The sequence below is a fragment of the Paenibacillus xylanivorans genome (assembly GCF_001280595.1).
GTDB lineage: Bacteria > Bacillota > Bacilli > Paenibacillales > Paenibacillaceae > Paenibacillus > Paenibacillus xylanivorans.
In genome coordinates, this window is the sequence record NZ_LITU01000065.1 from 224,737 (window position 1) to 243,823 (window position 19,087).

The following is a 19,087-nucleotide window of genomic DNA, read 5'->3' on the forward strand; positions in this document are numbered from 1 at the left end:
AATCCAGGTCTTGTTTTGCCTCAATGACATAAATCTTTAGAAAATGAGAAGTTTCAACAATTGAAATACGGGGTATTAAGCAATTATTGTGTTTTAATAACTTGGAGTTTATACAATAAAAGGAGAGCTTAAGATGCAGGTTCAAAAGGTCGATCATCACGAATTGTTTGAACAGATTTATAATCAAGCACCTATTGGGATTGCACTCCTTGCTCCGACAGGACATTGGATGAAAGTGAATCCTGCTTTTTGCTGTATGCTAGGTTATACAACTGAAGAATTAATGCTTCTCAATTACCAGGACCTTACTCATCCCGATGATTGTGCACTAGATTCGATCTATGAGCGCGACCTGTTTGAAGGTAAATCGAGGGAGCTTAAATACGAAAAGCGTTACATCCAAAAAAATGGTGACGTGTTATGGGTTGCGTTACATATATCATTGGCTCGGGACGAAATAACGGATGAGCCTCTTTATTTTATTTGCCACGCTGTGGATATTTCGGATCGTAAAACATCCGAACAAAAGCTTCTTCACAGTGAAGAGATGTTCAAGCTCATTTCAGACAACGCACAGGAAATCATATATATCGCCACCTTTGATGGTATTTGTCGCTACTGTTCTCCCTCAATCAACACGCTGCTCGGTTATTCGTTAGAAGAAGTGGTTGGGAAAAACAATAACGCGTATTTCCATCAACAAGATATGGAACGTATCTCGAAGATGGACTTGAACACAGGTAATCTGTTAAACATAAGGGTTCGCCATAAAGATGGGCACTATCTTTGGTTTGAAACCACATATAAGGTTATCGGAGACTCCAAGCATGAACAACAAATTCTTGCGGTTGGTCGAGATATAACGGAGAGAAAGAAACATGAGGAAATTAGTGCGGAAGCTGAACGCATAGCCATGATCGGTAGTTGGGAATGGGACATGGTCAATGACCATATTTCAATGTCCGATCAGATATTTGAGATTTTTGAAATAGACAACAATAAGCCTTATAAGGCGAGCGATATCTTTACATTCATGGAGCCGTCAGAGGAGCAGCGGTTGAAGGAATGTATTGAATGGGTGAAAAAAGGAGAACCGCTTGATTTTGAATATCGGCATCTGGGTACTGGCGGCAATGAAAAGTATCTTCATCTGCGAGGGTTAATCACCTATGATGAATATCATCAACCGATACAGTTAAACGGAACATTGCAGGATATCACCCAACGTAAACTTGTCGAATTCAAGCTTCAGGAATCGGTGGAACGCTATACTTCACTCAAAAAATATAATCATGATGCCATCATTTCTTTTGACATGAACGGCGATATTATAAATGCTAATCCGGTAGCCGTGAAGATAACAGGATGCCCGGTTACGGAAATGATCGGAACAAGCATATGCAAATTTATCGGATCGTTTAATCTCGGACTTATCCTCAATAGCCACTATGAGATGGCTGAAAAAGAGATCAACGCCATTCAGCACACAGATGGTTATGAGACAGAAGTGTTGGCAACCCTTGCTCCTATCATTATTAATGAAAAAAACGTAGGCTTCTACCTGATTGCGAAGGATATTACAGAACAGAAAAAGCTTCTTGTAGCCAAAGAAACGGCCGAACGAATGAATAAGGCAAAAAGTGAGTTTTTGGCGATGATGAGCCATGAAATCCGTACACCCATGAACGGAGTGATCGGGATGACGGATTTGCTTCTGGATACGCCTGGACTTAGCGGAGAACAAAAGGAATACATTGAAATCATCCAAAGGAGCGGAGATTCGTTGCTTGCGATTATCAATGATATCCTGGACTTTTCCAAGATAGAGTCCGGTAAAACCGATCTGATGGATGAGCCCTTTGATCTCAGGGGAATCGTGACCGAGACGGTTGATATCGTAACGCCAATGATTCGGGAGAAACAGCTGGATCTTCGTCTAGACCTGGATGACGCGATCCCTATTCCCGTATTTGGGGATGCTTACCGTCTAAAACAGGTCCTCACCAACATCATTGGGAATGCTGTGAAGTTCACCTTAGAAGGCAGTGTTGAAATTGAGGTGAAAGTGATCGGACAAAAACATAATGATGTTCAATTTCAATTCAAAGTGAAGGATACGGGGATTGGAATCCCAGCGGAGAAGAGAGAGCATTTATTTGAAGCCTTCTACCAATTGGAGAACTTCATGACTCGCAAGCCTCAAGGTACTGGCCTTGGACTGGCTATCAGCAAGAAGCTTATAGAGCTCATGGAGGGAGATATCTGGATTGAAGAATCCAATGATCCAGGGACCACATTTGTATTTACAGTTTCGTTTAAAACCAGTAACATCGAGGAAATCAACAGTTACGATCTTCAACAGAAAAAGAATAAGACGGATCTATTGCGAATTTTAATCGCGGAAGACAATGAAGTGAACCAACTTGTTCTGCGCCGAATGATTGAGAAGAAAGGACATCTTGTGGATTATGTGGTGAACGGTGTAGAAGCTGTGGAAGCTGTCAAACGAAGTGCGTACGATATTGTGTTTATGGATGTACACATGCCTCGACTGAACGGATTCGAAGCGACCAAAGCCATTAAAGAATCATTGCAACCGGGCGCATGCCCTTACATTGTTGCGGTTACTGCGAACGCGGTTAGAGGGGATATGGACAAATGTCTAAAGGCTGGAATGGATGCGTATGTAAGCAAACCAATTAAAAGTGAATCCATTATGCAAGTGATGGAGGAGTTTTACAAAACAAAGAAACAAAAGAATCGTTTGTGATTTGCAAACGAACATGACAATGGAGAATATATAGTATGTACCATTACAGACATACCCATGGTTTAAGATTTCTTTATGTGTATGAACGGATTACCTTTTGTTTGGCAAAAGAGCCGTTGACTTATCCTTGTGATAAGTCAACGGCTCTTTAACGTTAGACGGAAATCGGAGTGGATAGAAAGCGCTGAATAAAAGTTGACAAATATATAGTTAGGCGCCATACTATATCTATGACCAACCATAATAAAGAAACAAATGACATGTATCTCATCCCCTCGTTAGTACAAACGAAGCGACAGGTTGATCGCTATCAATTAGATGTTGATGCACAAGCCGTGCTTGTCGCATCCAGGCTGATGGTAGCGGGAGCCAAGCTTGGGCATGCTGCGGAAATTCACTTCTCCAGATTTGGTTTATCGACAGGTCGTTATCGTCTGTTAGCAGATCTAGAGGATAACGATGGCGAAGAGCTGCCCTCGCAACTCGCGGAAAATCTGGGCGTTACTCGTGCAACCGTAACTGGTCTAATAGAGATTCTCGAACGCGACGGACTGGTCGCTCGTCGGACGAGTTCCGTCGATGGCCGTCAGAAGTCAGTCATCTTGACAGCCAAAGGCGCCAAAAAGCTGACGGATATGGCTTCGGAGCATTTTGCCAGATTGGAAGCGATGGTCGGCTTGCTTACAATTGAGGAACGGAGTGTGTTTCTCGATCTGCTGGGGCGTGTAACCCAAGGCATCTCGGCACTTACAGATGAGTCAATTGACCTCTCTGAACCCAAATCCTAGGAGCATAGCAAGAAAGGTGAAACGGGCTAGATCAGCTAGCCCATTTTCATCACCATATAGTTAGGCTCCTAATTATATAGTGTAACAATAGGGTGTAGTTTCAAATAAAAGGAGTAGTGATATGTTTAACCAAAAAGACCCCATTCGATCAGAGGAAAGTTATGCTGTTCGATCCGCACAGCCACGCCAAAAACCGTTTGTGTTATGGCGAGAATTAATCCCAGCTTACTTATCGCCTGCCATTATGGCAAGCATCGGGGGAATCGTTACCGCTGATAAAGTGCTTCAGTTACGAGCCCTAACAACGATTGGAGGGGCGTCCCTGCTGATGGCTCTATGGATTGGACTCTGGCTGCGTAAACGTGGGAGCCGTACACGCTGGATGGTGAAAACGCCTCGTGTGATCGTCGTGGGTTGCTTTGCACTTGCAGGCGCAATGCTTGGCCTTATGGCCTCGTGGGGGATTTCCAACGTGCTGCATATCGTAAACCCGAGTCTTTCATGGACTTGGCTGGATTATATCGGGTTCGATTTTCCCCTGTCCGGTGCATTAGCCTGCACGATCATGACCTGGCGTTGGAGAGCTTCCTTTACAAAATAAATGAATTCACTTGAGAAGGAGATATGAAAACATGATTACTATTATTGGAGCAACAGGTATGATTGGAAATGCACTTTTGAGACGTTTGATGGAGGGCGGCGTTCCCGTTCGGGCAATAAGCAGAGAGCCGGATCAGCTTCGTCAACAAATCGTGGACTTGGCATTTTCCAGTGTTGAACTTTGTATTGCCGATGCGAATGATCCTGAATCGATGCGCAGAGCTTTGGCGGGTGCCAGCCAACTATTCCTTGCGTTATCCAACAATCCCAGACAAGTGGAATTAGAGACATCCATTATTCAGATAGCTGCGCAAGAGGGAGTGAAGCATGTCGTCAAAATATCCAGTCCAGCTTATGAGGAACGTTCACCTGTAGCTGTAGCAAAATGGCATGCCGATATCGAGCAAGCTCTCGTGACATCAGGAATTACGTATACAATATTGCGACCTTATGCGTTCATGCAAAATTTGCTGCGTCTCGCACCAACCATAACAACCCAGGATATGTTCTTCGGCTGTATTGGAGATTCACCGTGCAACTTCATCGATTGCCGGGACATCGCAGATATTGCCGCAGAAGTAATGACACGGTTCAAGTCGGTTAACAGCATTTATACGTTGACGGGTTCCGAAACGTTCACCTATCCACAGATTGCAGATAAATTGTCCATCCTGCTCAATCGACCGATCGAATTCTTTAACCTCAAACCTGAGGCGTTGCGAACTGATTTGATCGAACATGGACAGATGCCTTCTTGGCTCGCAGACCACGTTGTGGAAATCCAGACGATGTCTACCGTTGTGTCAGAGAAGCCGACAGATACCGTTCGACGCTTGCTTGGCAGAGAGCCTCGCTCGCTCGATGCATTTCTGGAAGAGTATCGGGATGCATTTAACCGAGGCTATAACCATGCAATGAAATAAGGAGAATCCCCCTAATAATTCTTTAGGGGGATTCTTTTGATGCAAAACAAACCTCACTGCTGATTTTGATCCATAATTGAGAGATATCCATATAACCAAATTCGGCGGTTTGCATGCCGAAGATGCTCTGATCGAGTTGAGCGCGCTTGTTCATGTGACAACCGTGCAAAATCCAGTTGTTTTCTCGCAGCATTTCCTCAGCTTCATCTAATAGCTCTGCACGTTCTATGCTGGGTAGCTGGGCGAAATGATCCAGTTTTTGATCCAGTATAGATTGCAGATCAGGAGTCATGCACATATGAAAATGATTGGACAGGTTTTTGAAAAAGTGAATCATGCCATATTGCCAATCTTCCTCCAGAATCTCTTCAGCCATGATCAATTCGGCATTCATCGTTTCTCCAAAATGAATATTATCTTCGCAGGGACACATGGCAAGGCGCAGGCCAATGACTTGTGCACGCCGCTGAAGCCACTCCGCAGCTTTTGAATCTTTGTTCAAAGTGTACGATAATGCAATGGTTTCACCTTGGTATCCACTGCTGTATAGCAACTCACGGGCGTGTTCAAGCGAGGATTCTGTCCAGTCCTGTATTTCACTTTTCCATGGCAAGAAGCTGCCTGCGGGTGTAATTCGATTACCGCCCAGATCCTTCACAAGTGCCACGGAGTCATATACCATCCTCAGCGCTTGGCGAAATTTCGGATGATGGTGGATGCCTTCCTTACGAAAATTGAAGAGCATATACTGGCACCCGAGCGCAGGATAATTGATGCTGTTTGTATTAAAATCGGTTGATGGGAGCTTCAGCCGAGATGTTCCAGGAAGTTCATAGTACCGATCATTCGGGCCCAAATCGGGAACAAACCAGATATGGACTTGGTCGAGATGGGGACGAATACCGTAATAAGCTTCGAATGCGCCAAGCTCCAGCACATCCTCATTAATCTTCGTAATCTGAAAAGGTCCGGTGCCAATCAGCCGTTCGTAGACATCCATATCGTAGGGCAGAATGGTCATTCGTATACAGCTAAACAGATGCAAAAAGAAGCGGTTCGGCCGACTGAGTTTAAACCGGATACAGTAATCGCCAGTGATTTCGGCACGTTCAATATCCCGATATAACCAGATGGACGGGCTGTGCACACCATGCAATCGCTGTAATGTGGCTTGTACGTCCTTGGATGTCATTACACGTCCATGGTGGAAACGCACCCCTTTACGGAGATAGAAGATCCATACGGTGTGATCTTCGCTGCATTCCCACATATGCGCCAAATCGGGCTGGAATGAATTGGATTTAGCATCATAAGTGACCAATGTATTGCCGACCTGACCGAGCAGGTAGGTTTCAAAAGCTGTATAAACAAAAGCAGGGTCCAGATTGCCTTGTCTGCGTGATCTCATCATGCGCAGCACATCCTGACCAGAGGCAGTTTCGACATGACTATGGAATCCCATATGCTTGTTAAGTGATCGCAGCAATTGTTCCTGAAGTGTTTCATTGATGTCAACATTTCCGATTAGCTCGATCGCTTCCTTGATTTTGCCTCTCCCAATCAGTTCCCGCAAGTGATTTTCCAGCGATTCATTCACACTGCGCAGCAACGTCATCTCAGAATGATGTCCCCGGCCGCGCCCAGGATGCCAATGAATGAAGCCTTGTTCCTCCAGCTTGCGCAGAATAAACTTCACGTTGCGGGGGGTGCAGCATAAGGCAGCGGAAAGGCTATCGATGGTTACTGGAACCGGTTCATGAAGTTTAAGAGATAGTTCTTTTGCTGTTGCAAGACGTACATAATGGGTTGTTGTGGTATCCATGTTTAAGTGCTCCTTCATAAAAGGTGAAAAGTGTTATTACAATCTTACACTTTTATTTCCCCCTTTGATCGATACAATTATACATAAAGAGACAGGGAAAGACAGCCCCACTAAGACAAAACAACAAGAACAGGAGAACCATGCGCAATGAAGCAACATTTACGGCAGATTCACCCTTTAGCCTGGACCATCATTATTGGAACCATGTTTGGACGTCTCGTCACGTCGATGAGCATCCCATTTTTATCCATTTATCTGACCCAGGTACTGGGAGCCACACCAACACAGACTGGGGTTACCGTCGCGGTCAGTTCTCTGGCGGGGGTAATGGTCAGCTTTTACGGAGGTTACATTTCAGATCGAATTGGCCGCAAAATAGTCATGATGGTCTCCGTATTTGGCTGGGCATGTGTTTTCTTCATCTTTTCAGCAGCTGAGCATCTGTGGGTATTTTTTGTGGCCAATACGTTAAACGGACTATGCCGCGCCGTGTTTGAGCCCACGTCACGTGCACTTCTATCGGATATTACTCCACCGCAAAATAAGCTGCTTGTCTTCAATCTCAGATATGCAGCCATTAATCTGGGTGTGGTGTTCGGGCCCATTATCGGTCTTCAGCTTGGATCAGCGCAATCTACGTTTCCGTTTATGATCTCTGGGATGGTATATATTGTTTACGGCCTGGTTTTGTTCCTTCAATTTCAATCGCATCGTGGAACCCTGCCGAAACACGTTCAGGTCACTGCGCCACGTTTACGAGATGCCTTGGCTACCACTGGCCGCGATCGTGTATTTTTGCCGGTACTTATCGGGACTACCTTTTGCGTACTCGGTTACGGACATTTTGGCTCGACCCTGGCACAGTATGTGGCGCAGAATCCTCTTTTTGAACATGGAAGTCAAGTGTATTCCTACATGCTTTCTCTCAATGCGCTGACTGTGCTTGTGGTCCAATACCCGATTGTGCGGGTTGCCAGCAAATTTCCACCGGTTGTGCCGCTCATCCTAGGGAACCTGCTGGTCGCTACAAGTTTGTTCCTGTTTGGCATCGCTGAAGGCGTTATGGTCCTGATGATCAGCGTCATTCTGTTCACAATTGGGGAAGTGCTCATGTTCACCATGATGGATATGCTGATTGACCGTATTGCCAAACCCGAATGGAAAGGGACCTACTTTGGCACAATTGGATTTAATAACTTGGGCAGCGTCATGGCACCGATTATGGGAGGGCTGCTGTTAACCCAATTTGGGACGGGGAATGGCCTGTTCATTTTTGTACCTCTGGCACTGACCACTGCACTCGGACTGCCTTTTCTTATCATAGCGCATAAGCGCCTTGTCATCAGGGAGAGGGAGATTGAGGTTTAATCTCAGAGAAATTCCCTACTTGGGTTATGATCGTTGAAGTAGCGGCATATGATGTTCAGTGTCATGAAGGAAATAACAATTCAGTTAATATTATCTTGACGGATTACGGTGGAGCGAATACAATAAACAACAAATATGTGTGACGGGTGGTTAAGATGAACATGTTCCAGACAGGGCGCATTCTGAATCGATAACTGAATACGCATGAGCATAGTGACTTAACCAATGGATTGTATATTGGCGTCTAGACAGTCATGTTTGTGCACCCCTGTCGTGGACGCTCATCATTATTGCGTGCAGTGGAGAAATCCGGAAACGCTTCTTATTTCATATGGTTCTCTTATTGTTACAAGCTGTAGATGAACATTAGTTCATCTATGGCTTTTTTGCATGCATTCCACCCAATCTGTTGCACATGGAAGGGAGATTTGCAGTACTTTTTAGCATGAAAACAACCCTTAAGGGGAGAAAGAGAGGCAGCTATATGAAACGACCTGTTCAAAGTTATACCATCTGGTTTTCTCAACGAACGGGCAGTACTCTGCTGGGTGAAGCCTTAAGTTCTACGGGTGTCGCAGGATATCCGAGGGAGTGGCTGCATTATCAGAGTATGAGCCCAGATACATTAAAGCGTGGAGATTTGGAGCAGATCTGGGATCAGGGAACAACGTCGAACGGAATCTTCGGAATCAAGATTAATTTTGAACAACGATGGATTGACGCATTCCGCAGTCTCTATAGCCTGCCAACAGAGTTATCGCGGGCTGAGGTATGGAGTACGGGCTTCCCGAATTGCACTAAACACATTTATATGACGCGTCGCAACAAAGTCAGATTGGCTGTGTCATGGTGGAGAGCCATTGTCTCGGGTGAATGGCACCGCAAGCACGGAGACAGTCCTCAGTTACAAGATATTGCAGATCAATATAACTTTGATGCGATTAAACATCTGCTTGTGGAGAGTAACATGTGCGAAGCAGCAATTGAAGATTTTCTGTCCGAGTCAGGCATTGTGCCGCTGACGATTGTTTATGAGGATTTTATAGCAGATTACGAAGGGACCGTCATGAAAATGCTAGCGTTTTTGGATGTTCAATTTGATGGTATTACCGTATCAGCCCCGTTCTTTGACCCGATTGCAGACGAGATTTCCGAACAATGGGTGCAAAGATTTCGGGAAGAATGCCAGAGAGATTGGGAGAATGTTAAATGGTAAACACACTTGGTAAGATTCATCCACGGGTTGGAAATGTTGCATTTATTGTTATTATGTATGATTCATCTTAGTGAGGGACCAAAATGCTTAGAATCGCAAAAATGGAATAGAAATGTTATACGAAGGGGTGAGGGGCCATGCCCAAAACAGAGAAACGCTCCATGTCCTGGCTGCTGCAATATCTAAAACCCGTTAAAGGCCGATTGGCCTTGCTTATGGTGATGTTGCTAACGTCAACGGGACTGCAGCTCCTGAATCCACAAATTATCAAACGATTCATTGATACGGCCGCAAGTGGGGGAGTCCTTTCTAACCTGTTCCAGCTTGCCGGATTGTTTCTGGTTGTTGCCTTCGTAAATCAATTGATTACAGTAGCCGTAAGTTATCTAGGTAACGATGTGGCGTGGCGGGCAACAAACCGATTACGGGGAGATCTCCTGAAGCATTGTCTGCGTCTTGATATGCGGTTTCATAATGTGAAGACACCGGGAGAGATGATAGAACGGGTGGATGGTGATGTGACGAGTATCTCCAACTTCTTTGCCATGTTCATTGTGCAAGTGGTTGGGAGCTTTGTATTGCTTGCCGGAATCCTCGGATTTATGTTCAGCGTAAACGTACCGATTGCAATTGTCATGACGGTGTTTACATTGTTATCGATTCTGTTTATGGTGTTCATTCGGAATCTGGGAGTAAACTCTTCCAAAAATGAGCGGGAAGCGAGTGCATCCTTGTTCGGATTAATTGAAGAGCGTATTGCGGGAATTGAAGATGTTCAAGCGAATGGGCATGTCCCGTATGTGATGAATCGTTTTTATCGTACGATGCGTGTTGTATTTCAAAAGGGAAGGAAAGCCTGGTTGCTTCGGGTTATTCCATGGAATACGACGGTCATTCTGTTCGCCCTTGCAGTCACGGCAGTACTTCTGCTCGGTGTTCATTACTACATGCAAGGCATTATCAGCATCGGAACACTGTTTCTGATATATCAATACACACAGATGCTTAATGATCCGATTGAGATGTTGGGCGATCAGGTTCAAGAGTTTCAGAAGGCGAAATCAGGTATGCTTCGGTCAAGAGAACTGTTGTCTTTGCGCAGTGAGATCGAAAACGGAAGAGAGGATCAGCTGCCAGAAGGGCCACTTGGTCTAGAATTCAAGCAGGTGAACTTCAGTTATAACGAGGATAAACCTGTATTGCAGAATATTAACTTTGCCATTAAACCTGGCGAACGGCTGGGCATCATTGGTCGTACTGGTAGCGGAAAATCAAGTCTCAGTCGTGTGCTTCTGCGCCTGTATAATCTGGATAGCGGAACGATTCGTGTTGGGGGCACAGATATTTCAGACCTTACCTTGCCTGCACTCTACCGCAGGGTTGGTATGGTTACGCAGGATGTACAGCTGTTCGACGGGACGCTGCGAGACAATTTAACGCTGTTCAACCAGGACGTCTCAGATCAGATCATTAAGGAGACAACGGATCGACTGGGATTAAGTCACTGGATCGAATCACAGCCCGCAGGACTGGATACGCATCTGAAGGCAGGTGGTTCTTCATTGTCCGCAGGGGAAGCTCAACTATTTGCCTTGACGCGTGTATTTCTGACCGAACCAAGTCTTGTCATTCTCGATGAACCTTCCTCACGACTGGATGCCGCAACTGAGAGCATGCTTCAGTCTGCCATTGACCAACTGATGAAGCAATGTACCGGAATTATCATTGCACATCGTCTGGCTACTTTGGAGAAGGTCGATCAAATTATGGTACTGGGTGATGGCAAGGTACTGGAATTCGGAGCCAGAGAAGAACTCGCCAGCGATCCGGCGTCACATTATGCCAGATTGCTGTTTACGGGGCGAGAGGAGGAATTGGCGTGAATGTAACCGGATTTATAGGCCGTTTGTTTCGATTCAGGCCTTTTCTATTTTTGATCAACGGATTTTCATGGTGCATATTTCATTCCTTGCCGCTGTTAATAGGAATCGGGATGCAGTGGTTCTTTGATCGAGCAACGGCGGGGTCCAGTAATTATATGTGGCTGGCGGCTCCACTGATCTTCATTGCTTTGATCAGAGCAGCAAGAGTAGGGACGTTTTTTGCCGCATTCTATGCGTGGATTACGTATATCTACCATATTCAGGCGATTCTGCGTACCAATATGCTCGCCGGTATTATGCGCTGGCCAGGACGCAATCTGCCAGCTTCACCGGGAGAGGCGATGAGTCGCTTTCGGGATGATGTGGATGAGGTTGTTGAGTACGTGGAATCCTGGGTGGATTTTTGGGGAAGGCTCGTGTTCGCCATCGTATCCATCATCATTATGGCAAACATCAACTGGAAAATCACTCTCGTTGCGGTACTGCCTCTGGTCATCGTAACTTTGCTTAATAACTTGTCTGGTAATCGGGCTCGCCGATATGCTCAAGCCAATCGTGAGTCGACAGGGCGAATTACCAGTTTCATTGCCGAGACCTTTGGAGCTGTGCAGGCGCTGAAACTTGGGCAGGCAGAAGAACATGTTTCTACTCGTTTTAACAATCTGAATGAAGAACGTCGACAGGCCGCACTCCGAGATAATCTGTTCAAACAGTGGATGAGATCGCTTAATCAGCATGTTCTCAGTATCTGTACAGGTCTTATTCTCCTGATGTGTGCGGCCGAGATGAAATCCGGTAATTTCACCGTAGGTAATTTTGCCTTGTTCACCAGTTATCTTGCCAATATTGGCTTTAGTATTTCTTTGTTTGGCTATATGGTGTTTCAGCATAAACGGCTCAAAGTATCTTTTGACCGCATGCGAACCCTGTTTCGTCCTGGTGAGGAAGACCGGATCATGGATTTCAGAGAGACTTATCTGAATGAAGATCCGCCTGAGCTACCTACTGAACAGAGAGATCCCAATGAGAAGCTAAGAGAGCTGGAGATCAGCAATCTGTCGTACCAGTATCCTCATTCTGCAAATGGAATACAGGATATCAGCTTCTGTGTGAAGCGAGGGCAATTTCTGGTCATTACTGGTAGGATCGGTTCTGGCAAATCAACTCTGGTACGCACACTTCTGGGACTGCTACCCAAACAAGAGGGCCATATTCGCTGGAATGGAAAGGATGTTGATCCGGCTACCTTTCTGATGCCGCCCAGAGCAGCATATACGCCGCAAGTCCCCCGACTGTTCAGTGATACGCTGAAAGAGAATATGGTTCAGGGAAAACAGGGGCGTACAGAGATTGCTCTTGCAAAAGCAATTCGCTTGGCTGTTATGGATAAGGATATCCAAAACCTGGATAAAGGACTCGAAACGTCCGTAGGTCCAAGAGGTGTCATGCTGTCGGGTGGTCAGATTCAGCGCGCGGCAACCGGACGCATGTTGATGACGGAAGCGGATCTGTTCATCTTCGATGATCTGTCCAGTGCGCTGGATGTGGAGACCGAGCAACAGGTCTGGGAAGGCTTGTTCCAGGAGCCAGATGTCACATGTATCGCGGTGTCTCACCGCAGAGCAGCACTTGCCAAGGCGGATCATATCATCGTCATGAAGGATGGACGAATTGAGGCTGAGGGCAGCTTATCAGATTTGCTTGCTACAAATGAAGAGATGCAGCTGCTTTGGCAAGGTGAGCAAACACCTGTTAAAGTGGGATAGGATAAGATATAAGATATATAACAAATGAAAAAAGCCGTACAGACAACTCTTTTCGAAAGAGTTAAGATCTGTACGGCTTTTATTATTACTCATTTGATCAATCTTTATTTGATCAGCTGTGCAATCAATGAATACGCAATGATGACCAGGAAGATGATCGTGATGTGGTTAATGGAGAAAATAAACATTTTATGTGACCATTTCTTGGTTTCTTTCTTATCGAAGGTTGCCACACTAAGAATAAGCCAGGCCAAGCTTACCAGAAACGCAACAATGGCAATGAACGGACTCATCGGCCAGAACAAGAAGCTGGAGAATAACAACAATACCAGATAAACATTCGTCTGGATGTACGTCCGTCTGATTCCTTTTACGACAGGAAGCATAGGTACGCCAGCCGCCTTGTATTCATCGAATCTCCGGATGGCAATGCCATAGAAGTGAGGCATTTGCCACAACAGCATGGTAACAACCAAGGCCCAAATTTCATAATGACCCAACTCTGGTGAAATGGCTGCCCAACCGATGAGTGGAGGAACAGCGCCTGAAAGGCTTCCTACTTCCGTATTGTAAACCGTTGTCCGCTTGGTCCACATGGTATAAGGGAACACGTACAGCAACAGTCCCAATATGCCGAATACGGCAGCCGAAGGGGAAGCGATATACAACATGATGCCCCCGATAATCGTAATGGCAATACCGAGGATCAATCCTGTTTTGGTATCTACACGACCTGTTACCGTCGGACGTGTTTTGGTACGTTCCATGATCGCATCGATATCCCGATCATACAAATTGTTAAACACCCCGGCCGCTCCGATAATCAGGGAAGACCCGATGACAGAGAGGATAATGGGTACAATATTAGCTAAAATGGATGCATCAAATACATACAAAGCCAAACTTAAACCGGCAAACATGGCGATCAGATTGGATTTGATAATTCCGATCTTGATCGTATCAAAGAATACTTTCGGAATCGAGCTAGTATACTCCAGGCTGATTTCGGGCCGTGACCCTTTATTCATTGTTTTCAAGAACTCACTTCCTATATCTATACTTATATATCTCGTGGTTTTATTATAGCATTCAATACACTATGTGAATTAATTAACGATTTAGTATTTAAAATAATGTCATTTGATTGTGAACAATTTAAAAACAAGGTTTTTTTTAATTGTTAAAAATGATTTTCTGTGATACAGGTCATTGAAACCGAATAGCAGCAATAACAAGAAAAGAATATTTTTCTTGCATGTTGAGTTTTATTGTTTTATTGTAGATATAAGAGGTCTTTAATAGTATTTAAGTGATTTCCTCTTGCATTGTTTTTATTAGAGAATAGCGGCAAGAAGCAATCAGGATAGACCTTTTTTTTGAAATAATAAAGGATATTGAATATCTGGAAAGGTTGTTAAATATGAATCAAAAGATGGATGTATTAATCATAGGCGGAGGGCCAGCAGGTCTTAATGCAGCCCTTGTACTAGGACGAGCTCGCAAACATGTTGTGGTCATAGATGATGAACGCCCGCGCAACTGGGTTACGCGTGAAACACACGGTTTTCTGACGAGAGATGGCGCAAGTCCACGTGATTTTCGGAAGGTTGCGAAGGAACAGATTAGCGCTTATCCGTCCGTTCATTTTGTAGGGGACACAGCGACCTCAGTGACAGGAACAGATGGTGATTTTCAAGTTACAACGGCCCAAGGAGTAGTCTATCGTGCGAAGAAAGTGTTGTTCACAGTAGGAAAAAAAGACCTCCCGCTGGATATTAACGGGTTGAAAGAAGTATATGGCAAGAGTGCTTTTGTCTGTCCTTATTGCGATGGTTGGGAATTAAGAGATCAACGGCTTGTCATCATTGTTAATGGAGCGAAGGCATTTCATATGGCCAAAACGATCTCCGGCTGGACAAGCCAGTATACCATTTGCACAAATGGACCTGATGAATTAACGGATGAGCAGCGGGAGGAATTGAAACAGCATGGAGTTCCGGTATGGGACTCTCCGATTCGATCCATTGAATCAAACGAAGGCATGGTACAGCAGGTTGTATTGGAGGATGGCACCAAAATCTCGTGCACAGGGATTTTCTTTGGACCGAAACTGACGGCTGGATCAGAACTACCGCAGACGATAGGCTGTGATGTTACGGATGCGGGTACGGTCGTTGTGGATGAATACGGCAAAACGACCGTACCGGGTCTGTTCAGCGCTGGAGATGCAGCATCGGAGCTGTACCAGGCTATTACTGCGGCGTCCCTTGGTGCATTAACCGCTGTAACGATCAACAGTGAGCTGAATATGGAAGCTTGGGATGAGCGTGGTAAACATGTAAACCCATAGGATAAGGGTGTACAGTTTCATCTCCAAGACATTGCATAAGAATAATTTAACTAAATAATTCAAATCAAAAAGGGGATTGCAGACGCAATTCCCTTTTTGTGTTTAACAGATTTTCTTCTTTGTCGAGTGGACTAGTTCCGATGGGTATTGGCATAAACGCAATATTTGATTTCCATTCTTGTTCGGTTTATTATTGTATCAAATGATAGATAAATCTATCATTTTAAACTCTGGGAGAGGGTGTTTAAAATGAGAAATGCAACTAACGTTCCACAGCCCCAAATGTATGGGCCACTCGGGAATCTGCCCTTAATTGATAAAGAAAAACCAACGTTGTCCCTTGGGGAATTAGCTGAGGAGTATGGTCCTATATACCGACTGACCGTTCCTGGCTACTCCGGATTGATCGTATCTGGCCCAGATCTGGTGGCTGAATTATGTGACGTATCCCGTTTTGATAAATTTGTATACAATGAACTCGAAAATGTACGTGCCTTTGGAGGAGATGGTTTATTTACAAGCAGAACATTCGAGCCGAACTGGAAAAAGGCGCATAATATTCTGCTTCCCACCTTCAGTAAACAGGCAATGAAGGGTTATCATCCAATGATGGTCGACATAGCGGAACAATTGATAAACAAATGGGCGCGTTTGAATTCCAACGATAGCATTGATGTAGCTGATGACATGACACGACTTACGCTGGATACCATTGGACTGTGCGGATTCAATTATCGCTTTAACAGCTTTTACAGACAGGACCACAGTCCTTTTATCGAAAGTATGGTTCGTGCTTTAAATGAAGCCATGCAGAAAAGCTCCCGTTTGAAAATTCAAAATCTGCTGATGGTGAAAACCAAACGACAGTTCCAAGACGATATTCAAACGATGTTCTCTTTGGTCGACCAGATTATCGAGGAACGTAAAGCAAGCGCAGCTCCCGAAGAGGTTGATTTGCTCGCGCGTATGCTGAATGGCAAAGATCCAGAAACCGGAGAAACGCTGGACGATGAGAACATCCGGTATCAGATTATTACTTTTCTCATTGCCGGACATGAAACGACGAGTGGCCTGTTATCATTTGCTCTTTATTTTTTGCTGAACAATCCGGAATCACTTCAAAAGGCGTATGACGAGGTGGACCAAGTATTGGTCGGTGACTCTCCACAGTACGAGGAAATCCTCAGGCTCCCATATATCCGCATGATTCTCAGCGAATCGTTACGTCTATGGCCAACGGCTCCGGGATTTGACGTCTATGCCAAAGAAGACACCGTCATAGGTGGCAAGTATCCGCTGAAAAAAGGAGAGAGCTGCAGTATTCTTCTGCCTCAGCTTCACCGTGACAAAGGTGCCTGGGGAGAGGATGCAGAGCTTTTCCGTCCAGAACGTTTTGAAGATACGACTCAAGTGCCTCATCATGCGTATAAACCGTTTGGGAATGGGGAGAGAGCGTGTATCGGCATGCAGTTTGCTTTGTATGAAGCAACACTTGTGCTGGGTATGGTACTTAAACATTTTGAACTGGTAGACTATAGCAACTATAAGTTGGACGTGAAACAAACGTTAACGTTAAAACCAGGGGATTTTCGAATACAGGTGAGAGTACGCACAGTTTCTCCGAAGCTGAGTACACCTGTTGTCCCCGCTTATGAACAGTTGAACCAGCCTATTCATACCAATGTAGCTGATCACAGCCCTATTGCGGAATCGATGACCACGTCGGTGAATGCTAATCCACCTCTATTGATTCTATACGGCTCCAATCTGGGGACGGCAGAAGACATTGCCAGAGCGGTTGGAGAGAAAGCCCGTTCCTATGGAATTCTAAGCAAAGCCGCAACATTGAATGAATGGGTTGGCCGCTTGCCCAAAGAGGGGATCGTTCTCATCGTGACAGCATCGTATAATGGTAAACCTCCGCAAAATGCAACGGCATTTATGGAATGGTTAAAGGAAGCGGAGTCAGAGAAGGTGCACGGTGTGACCTATGCAGTGCTGGGCTGCGGGGATCGGAGCTGGTCCGGTACCTACCAGAGCATTCCTCGATGGGTCGATGAGAAGTTTGCGAGCTTGGGAGGCAACAGGCTGTTACCTCGGGGAGAAGTCGATGCAGGTGGGGATATGGAGAAACAAGTGGAGGAGTGGCAGCGGATGTTGTGGCCTCAGATGTTAAACGCGTTGGGGATTAGCGAGGAATCTATGGAACACTCCTCACGAAGTACACTTCAAATGGAATTTGTTCGCGAGAAAGCCGATCTACCACTTGCGCGAACCTACAATGCCAGCTATGCCACTATAGTGTCAAACGAAGAGCTTCAAGCACTGGATAGTGGACGGAGTACACGTCACATTGAGATGCTGCTGCCTGAAGGCATGACCTATAAGGAAGGCGATCATCTTGGCGTATTACCCCGAAATGCAAATGAAATTGTGAATCGCATCCTTCATCGGTTCGGATTAAAAGGAGACGTTCAGATCCAATTAACTTCAAACGTAACACAGCTTACCCATCTTCCTCTGAACCGTCCAGTCCATGTTAATGAGTTGCTTCGTACTTGTGTTGAATTACAGGCACCTGTTACAAGAACGCAGCTGCAGGAGCTGGCGAACTATACGGTGTGCCCACCTCATAAGCGTGAACTGGAGGCGATGTTGGAAGAAAACAACTACACGGAACAGATACTTGAAAACAGGATCACCATGCTGGAACTGCTTGAAAAATATGAGGCCTGTGAGCTGCCGTTCGAAAGGTTTCTTGAATTGTTGCCTCCACTCAAGCCCAGGTATTACTCCATATCCAGCTCTCCACACCTCAATTCCAAGCAGGCAAGCATAACGGTGTCGGTTGTAAGGGAGCCTGCATGGAGTGGGATTGGCGAATTCCGGGGCGTGGCTTCATCCTATCTGGCCGATTGTCAAACGGGCGAGAGCATTCTGATGTTTGTACGTACGCCAGAATCGGGATTTGAGCTATCGGAAGGGCCGAATGTTCCCATTATTATGGTGGGTCCAGGGACGGGCGTTGCACCGTTCAGAGGTTTCCTTCAGGCCAGATCTGTTGTGAAACAAAGAGGATTACCGCTCAGTGAAGCCCATTTGTTCTTTGGATGCAGAAATGATTCGGATTTTATATATCGTCAAGAACTAGAGCAATACGAAGAGGCAGGCATCGTCAAGCTGCATACTGCTTTTTCTCGTGTTGAGGGTAAGCCCAAAACGTATGTGCAGCATCTGATGTTGAAGGAAGCCGAACAATTGCTTCATTTGCTTGATGCCAATGGGAGAATCTACGTATGTGGTGACGGAAACCAAATGGCTCCCGCCGTGGAAGAGACTTTAAGACAAGCATACGAGAATGTGAAGGGAGCAACCATTCAGGAAGCAAAGGATTGGCTCCGCCAGCTTCAGGCGGAAGGGCGTTACGTTCAGGATGTGTGGGCAGGTAAACGAACTGTTGAATCGGCTAAGGTCCTATTTGCCGAGACACGTTAAGATGGAGGCGGCGATAAGCTGCCTTTTTTTTATGTCCTAAAAATAGCCGCCGATCAGGAGTTTTTCATCCAGATTGGCGGCTGTTTTAATTTGGGCTGATACGATC

The 19,087-nt window shown here is 45.4% G+C and carries 12 protein-coding genes; 10 read left to right on the forward strand and 2 right to left on the reverse strand.

Annotated elements, in window-relative coordinates; all coding sequences use genetic code 11:
- The first annotated feature begins 133 nt into the window (after positions 1-133).
- The 4 genes from AMS66_RS18300 (at position 134) to AMS66_RS18315 (ending at position 5,081) form a co-directional block, all read left to right on the forward strand.
- Positions 134-2,770: a PAS domain S-box protein gene (locus tag AMS66_RS18300; protein ID WP_053782161.1), complete on the forward strand. Its 2,637-nt coding sequence runs from the start codon at positions 134-136 to the stop codon at positions 2,768-2,770.
- A 230-nt stretch (positions 2,771-3,000) separates the two neighbouring features.
- Positions 3,001-3,558, forward strand: a complete 558-nt coding sequence (locus AMS66_RS18305; protein ID WP_053782162.1) for a MarR family winged helix-turn-helix transcriptional regulator — start codon at positions 3,001-3,003, stop codon at positions 3,556-3,558.
- Positions 3,559-3,679: 121 nt separating this feature from the next.
- Complete coding sequence (locus AMS66_RS18310) at positions 3,680-4,159, forward strand: hypothetical protein (RefSeq protein WP_053782163.1); 480 nt, start codon at positions 3,680-3,682, stop codon at positions 4,157-4,159.
- Between the two features lie 31 nt (positions 4,160-4,190).
- Positions 4,191-5,081, forward strand: a complete 891-nt coding sequence (locus tag AMS66_RS18315; RefSeq protein WP_053782164.1) for an SDR family oxidoreductase — start codon at positions 4,191-4,193, stop codon at positions 5,079-5,081.
- Between the two features lie 22 nt (positions 5,082-5,103).
- On the opposite strand, the gene AMS66_RS18320 is transcribed toward AMS66_RS18315, so the two are convergent.
- Positions 5,104-6,903, reverse strand: coding sequence for an ABC transporter substrate-binding protein (locus AMS66_RS18320; RefSeq protein WP_053782165.1), 1,800 nt, complete (start codon positions 6,901-6,903; stop codon positions 5,104-5,106).
- Between the two features lie 147 nt (positions 6,904-7,050).
- Here AMS66_RS18320 and AMS66_RS18325 point away from each other — a divergent pair, with 147 nt between their 5' ends.
- The 4 genes from AMS66_RS18325 to AMS66_RS18340 all read left to right on the forward strand — a co-directional run bounded on the left by AMS66_RS18325 (position 7,051) and on the right by AMS66_RS18340 (position 13,136).
- A complete protein-coding gene (locus tag AMS66_RS18325) occupies positions 7,051-8,271 on the forward strand; it encodes an MDR family MFS transporter (RefSeq protein ID WP_053782166.1) in 1,221 nt (406 codons plus the stop codon).
- Between the two features lie 484 nt (positions 8,272-8,755).
- On the forward strand, positions 8,756-9,487 hold the full coding sequence (locus tag AMS66_RS18330) for a Stf0 family sulfotransferase (RefSeq protein WP_053782167.1): 732 nt from the start codon (positions 8,756-8,758) through the stop codon (positions 9,485-9,487).
- Positions 9,488-9,624: 137 nt separating this feature from the next.
- Complete coding sequence (locus tag AMS66_RS18335) at positions 9,625-11,370, forward strand: ABC transporter ATP-binding protein (RefSeq protein WP_053782168.1); 1,746 nt, start codon at positions 9,625-9,627, stop codon at positions 11,368-11,370.
- Positions 11,367-13,136: an ABC transporter ATP-binding protein gene (locus AMS66_RS18340; protein WP_053782169.1), complete on the forward strand. Its 1,770-nt coding sequence runs from the start codon at positions 11,367-11,369 to the stop codon at positions 13,134-13,136. Before AMS66_RS18335 ends, AMS66_RS18340 begins: the two co-directional genes overlap by 4 nt.
- A 104-nt stretch (positions 13,137-13,240) precedes the next feature.
- Here AMS66_RS18340 and cyoE read toward each other — a convergent pair whose 3' ends face one another.
- Positions 13,241-14,164, reverse strand: coding sequence for a heme o synthase (gene cyoE, locus AMS66_RS18345; RefSeq protein ID WP_379436314.1), 924 nt, complete (start codon positions 14,162-14,164; stop codon positions 13,241-13,243).
- A gap of 392 nt (positions 14,165-14,556) precedes the next feature.
- Between cyoE and AMS66_RS18350 the strand changes: the two genes are divergently transcribed.
- Positions 14,557-15,486: an NAD(P)/FAD-dependent oxidoreductase gene (locus AMS66_RS18350; protein WP_053782171.1), complete on the forward strand. Its 930-nt coding sequence runs from the start codon at positions 14,557-14,559 to the stop codon at positions 15,484-15,486.
- A gap of 249 nt (positions 15,487-15,735) precedes the next feature.
- Entirely contained in the window at positions 15,736-18,981 is a 3,246-nt protein-coding gene (locus AMS66_RS18355; RefSeq protein ID WP_053782172.1) for a bifunctional cytochrome P450/NADPH--P450 reductase, read from the forward strand.
- Positions 18,982-19,087: the final 106 nt, after the last annotated feature.

Excerpts from the sequence above, each read along its gene's own strand:
- AMS66_RS18335 (WP_053782168.1), top strand. The coding sequence starts at position 9,625 with ATGCCCAAAACAGAGAAACGCTCCATGTCCTGGCTGCTGCAATATCTA.
- AMS66_RS18320 (WP_053782165.1), bottom strand. The coding sequence starts at position 6,903 with ATGGATACCACAACAACCCATTATGTACGTCTTGCAACAGCAAAAGAA.
- cyoE (WP_379436314.1), bottom strand. The coding sequence starts at position 14,164 with ATGAATAAAGGGTCACGGCCCGAAATCAGCCTGGAGTATACTAGCTCG.
- AMS66_RS18325 (WP_053782166.1), top strand. The coding sequence starts at position 7,051 with ATGAAGCAACATTTACGGCAGATTCACCCTTTAGCCTGGACCATCATT.
- AMS66_RS18310 (WP_053782163.1), top strand. The coding sequence starts at position 3,680 with ATGTTTAACCAAAAAGACCCCATTCGATCAGAGGAAAGTTATGCTGTT.
- AMS66_RS18355 (WP_053782172.1), top strand. The coding sequence starts at position 15,736 with ATGAGAAATGCAACTAACGTTCCACAGCCCCAAATGTATGGGCCACTC.
- AMS66_RS18330 (WP_053782167.1), top strand. The coding sequence starts at position 8,756 with ATGAAACGACCTGTTCAAAGTTATACCATCTGGTTTTCTCAACGAACG.
- AMS66_RS18315 (WP_053782164.1), top strand. The coding sequence starts at position 4,191 with ATGATTACTATTATTGGAGCAACAGGTATGATTGGAAATGCACTTTTG.
- AMS66_RS18300 (WP_053782161.1), top strand. The coding sequence starts at position 134 with ATGCAGGTTCAAAAGGTCGATCATCACGAATTGTTTGAACAGATTTAT.
- AMS66_RS18305 (WP_053782162.1), top strand. The coding sequence starts at position 3,001 with ATGACCAACCATAATAAAGAAACAAATGACATGTATCTCATCCCCTCG.
- AMS66_RS18350 (WP_053782171.1), top strand. The coding sequence starts at position 14,557 with ATGAATCAAAAGATGGATGTATTAATCATAGGCGGAGGGCCAGCAGGT.